Consider the following 4,288-nt stretch of genomic DNA (forward strand, 5'->3'; position numbering starts at 1 on the left):
GGGGAGGCTCTCCCTGCCGGTCAGGGGAACCATCGTCGATCACTTCGGCAGGCATAAGTCTGCGGAATTCAACGCATTCACCGTTTCCAACGGCATCTCGGTGGCCGCTCCCGCCGGCACTCCCATCCATGCCGTATACGACGGCGAGGTGATTTTCGCGAATTATTTCAAAGGGTATGGTAATATGGTAATCGTTGACCACGGCGGCGGTTTCTTCAGCCTCTACGCGCACGCCTCCTCCGTGGCAAAGAAAGTGGGCTCCAAAGTGGCCAGGAACGAAGTGCTGGCCAGCGTCGGCGACCTTGATTCATCAAAGGGGCCGATGCTTTATTTTGAGATACGCTACCAGGGCAAGCCGGTCGACCCCGCCCCCTGGTTCCGATAACAGGGAACTCGCAGCAACAAAACCGAGGGAGGCATAATGTTCAAGGGCAGTAAACTGAAGAAGGCGACCCTGTTCGTCACCATCGTTTCCTTAGTGACGGTGGTGATCGGGTTCGGCGTGCAGCGCAGATGCGCGGCGCAGGCAAGCGGCGGCAATGATTACGAGTCGATCGAGCTGTTCACCGATGTGCTGGCCATCGTCAAGAAGAGCTACGTGGAGGAAGTCGACACCAAGAAGCTCATCTACGGCGCCATCAACGGCATGCTTACCTCGCTTGATCCCCACAGCTCCTTCATGCCGCCTGACACCTACAAGGAGATGAAGATAGATACCAAGGGCGCCTTCGGCGGCCTGGGCATCGAGATCACCGTCAAGGACGGCATACTCACCGTCATCTCGCCCATCGAGGATACCCCGGCCTCCAAGGCTGGCATCAAGGCGGGTGACCAGATCCTGAAGATCGACGACAAGTTCACCAAGGACCTGACCATCACCGACGCGGTCAAGAGGATGCGCGGCGTCAAGGGGACCAAGGTAACCCTGACCATCATGCGCGAAGGGTTCGAGAAGACCAAGGAGTTCACCCTGGAGCGCGACATCATCCAGGTGAAGAGCGTCAAGTACAAGGTTCTGGACGACGGCTACGGCTACATCCGCATCTCCCAGTTCCAGGAGAAGACCGACGAGGACCTCGACAAGGCACTCAAGGCCCTGGAGCCGGACAACAAGCCGCTCAGGGGGCTGGTGCTTGATTTACGGAACGACCCCGGCGGGCTCCTCGACCAGGCGGTCAGGGTCTGCGAACACTTCGTCGGCGAAGGGAAGCTGATCGTCTACACCGAAGGGCGCGAGAAGGACTCCCAGATGCGCTTCGTCTCCAAGAAGGGTGGCAAGGAGGCCGAATACCCGATCGTGGTGCTGATCAACTCCGGCTCCGCCTCCGCCTCCGAGATCGTGGCCGGCTGCCTGCAGGACCACAAGCGCGCTGTGGTGATGGGGACCCAGAGCTTCGGCAAGGGGAGCGTGCAGACCATCATCCCGCTTTCCGACAACTCGGGGCTCAGGCTGACCACCGCCCGCTACTACACCCCGAGCGGCCGCTCCATCCAGGCCAAGGGCATCACCCCCGACATCACCGCGGAGAAGGTGGAGATCACCGTCACCCCCGAGAAGAAAGAGGGTATGCACATCAGGGAGAAAGACCTCGAGAACCACTTCGAGAACGACAAGAAGGAAGGGTCTGACGACAAGAAAGTGAAGCCCGCCCCCTACAAGACCGACGAGGCCATCAAGGGTGACTCCCAGATCCTGCGCGCGCTCGACCTGCTGAAGGGTTGGGACATCCTGAAGGTGATGGGGAAAGCGTAATTTCTCAGGTCGCCTGAACAAGGGAAAAGCGGAAGGAGATGTCAGATCTCCTTCCGCTTTTTTTTGGTGCCAAAACTCTTGACCCGTACCGGCGTTTCGGTAAAGATGATGCGGTCGCAGACTTTGAAACGTCCTTTCCGAGGTGATGCATGGCCCTTATGATCTTTGTCCGCCGAGCGCTGCTGGCGTTCGCACTCATCGTGTTGCCCGTTCCCGCCTTGGCGGCATCGCAGCTGACCATTTCCTCTTCGGGAGGAGGCGTCTTCGCGGTGACCGGCAGCCTGGAAGGGGTCGCCGGGGTGCAGATGTCGATAAGCTACGATAACACCGTGCTGAGCAACCCGGTCATCTCCCTGGGCGACCTGATCACGGCGCACGGCATGGTTGGCGTCCCCAACCCGAGATCCAACCCGATCGTGATCGCGGCCGTCTCCGTTTCCGGAGTCACCGCCAAAGGTACCATCGCCACCATCACCTTCAACACCGTCACTCCTTCCTCGGGAGGCATCCTTTCCATCTCCGGCACTGCCATCGATGCCAACCGAAGGCCGGTCCGGATTTCCTTCTTCAACAACGCTGCCTCCCCGGCAGGCTCCAGCGACGTCGCAACCACCGGTGGCAGCACCCCAGTCGTGTCCGGCAGCGGCGATGGTAGTGGCTCCAACGGAAACGCCGTCGGAACTTCGGCGGGTAGCGGCGGAAACAGCGGCGGCGGAACACAACCTACCCCCAAGACAACGAACAGTACGGGAAGTGCGTCGACACCGGTGGTGCTGGGGGGGGCGGTCACGCTGCCCCCCTCTGAGATCGGCGCAGGCAGTCAGGAGAACAGGGGAACCGCTGCCCAACTGGCTGAGCAGCAGGACAACCAGCCGAAAGCGGCGACCACGGAGCCGAACAACGCCGAAAAGGTAGCCTCGCCTCCCCAGGTTGGCCAGGGAGAGGCGACGGCGTCCAAAGTTGCCGCTCCGGCGGCTTCTCCCATCGCCCCGCAACCGGTCGAGAGCGTTTTGGAACGCTTCCGCCTGTTCAAGGGGGAGAAGACCATCAGGAACCTCACTGCGCTCTTCGATCGCGACCCTGCGGCGCCGTTCACCCAAATCCCCGCCATCGCGATAGCCGACGGCAAGGCGACCGTCAGGGTGGTGGTCTCAAACCTGTCCGGCGACAAGGCTCCCACCTTTTCCCTGACTTCGGCGGAGTACGTAACGTCGCGCCGGTTGGCCGACGGGGAATGGGAGATCGAGGTGCGGCCGGACAAGGGCGCCGTGAAGGCGATAGTGAAGCTCTTTTACAACGGCGTGACACAGGAACTGCCGCTGGCCGTGACTCCCAAGGTGGACGTCGCACTGCTCAAGAAAGGGGAAGTAAGCGAGGGAGACTTCCTCGTGTTCCTCACCCAGCGCGGCACTGCGGCGGAGCCGAAATTCGACCTGAACCGCGACGGCAAGCGCGACTACGTCGACGACTACATCTTCACCGCCAACTACCTCGTTCAGACGGGGAGGCAAGCCGGGCAGCAGCTGACGCCGCCGTCAAAACAGTAATCGGGGGCCCCCCGGGTAATCATCTTCCGCAATCAGGTCCCCCCCTTGATAAAGGGGGGACAGGGGGGATTGCTTCTGGCCGTCCATGTACCTTGCCCCAGCTCAATCCACCCCCTGCCAGCTGACCCTCGCCCTCCGGGAGAGGGCCGGGGTGAGGGAAGCCTTATCTCTTCGTGGATAGTTCCCTCACCCTAACCCTCTCCCGTGGGGAGAGGGGATGTTGGCAGGAGCCCGGACAGTGGCGATGCCTCTTTTCTGTTGCCCGAGCAGTGGAGATAAGGTATACAAATCACTTGCCCCACCATTAGTCCTCTCGAAGTGTCAAACGGTTACGCTCATTCAACTCAGGAAGCGATCAGCAAGGAGGAGACATGCCAACCTTACGCGACGGTAACCTGTTTCAGCAGCTTTGCTACATCGACGGTGCCTGGACCGCGGCGGACAGCGGCGAGACCATAGATGTCACCAATCCGGCCACCGGCGAGAAGATCGGCACCATCCCGAAGATGGGCGGCACTGAGACCAAGCGCGCCATCGAGGCCGCCAACCGCGCCTATCCCCAGTGGCGCGCCAAGACCGCCCACGAGCGCTCGCTGATCCTGAGGAAGTGGTCGGATCTCATGCTGGAGCACCAGGAGGATCTCGCCATCCTGATGACCGCCGAGCAGGGGAAGCCGCTTGCCGAGTCGAAAGGTGAGATCGTCTACGCAGCCAGCTTCATCGAGTGGTTCGCGGAAGAGGGGAGGCGGGTCTACGGTGACGTCATCCCGCCGCACCAAAGCGACAAGAGGATCGTGGTGACCAAGGAGCCGATCGGCGTTTGCGCCGCCATCACCCCCTGGAACTTCCCCTCCGCCATGATCACCAGGAAGGCTGGCCCCGCACTGGCCGCAGGCTGCACCATGGTGGTCAAGCCCGCCACCGCCACTCCGTTTTCTGCGTTGGCCCTGGCCGAGCTTGCCCGCCGGGCAGGCGTTCCCGATGGCGT

The 4,288-nt window shown here is 61.5% G+C and carries 4 protein-coding genes; all 4 read left to right on the forward strand.

Going from position 1 to position 4,288, the window contains the following annotated elements:
• Positions 1–385, forward strand: a 385-nt coding sequence (locus VJ604_RS06630) for a murein hydrolase activator EnvC family protein (RefSeq protein WP_324080885.1), incomplete at its 5' end; no start/stop codon positions are given.
• Between the two features lie 36 nt (positions 386–421).
• Positions 422–1,753, forward strand: coding sequence for a S41 family peptidase (locus tag VJ604_RS06635; RefSeq protein ID WP_324080886.1), 1,332 nt, complete (start codon positions 422–424; stop codon positions 1,751–1,753).
• A 149-nt stretch (positions 1,754–1,902) separates the two neighbouring features.
• The gene (locus tag VJ604_RS06640; RefSeq protein WP_324080887.1) at positions 1,903–3,300 is read left to right on the forward strand and encodes a hypothetical protein; all 1,398 of its coding nucleotides are present in this window, start codon (positions 1,903–1,905) and stop codon (positions 3,298–3,300) included.
• A 371-nt stretch (positions 3,301–3,671) separates the two neighbouring features.
• The coding region (locus VJ604_RS06645) for an aldehyde dehydrogenase family protein (RefSeq protein ID WP_324080888.1) at positions 3,672–4,288 on the forward strand (617 nt) is incomplete at its 3' end.

Origin of the sequence: Geomonas sp., assembly GCF_035254065.1 — a bacterium.
GTDB lineage: Bacteria > Desulfobacterota > Desulfuromonadia > Geobacterales > Geobacteraceae > Geomonas.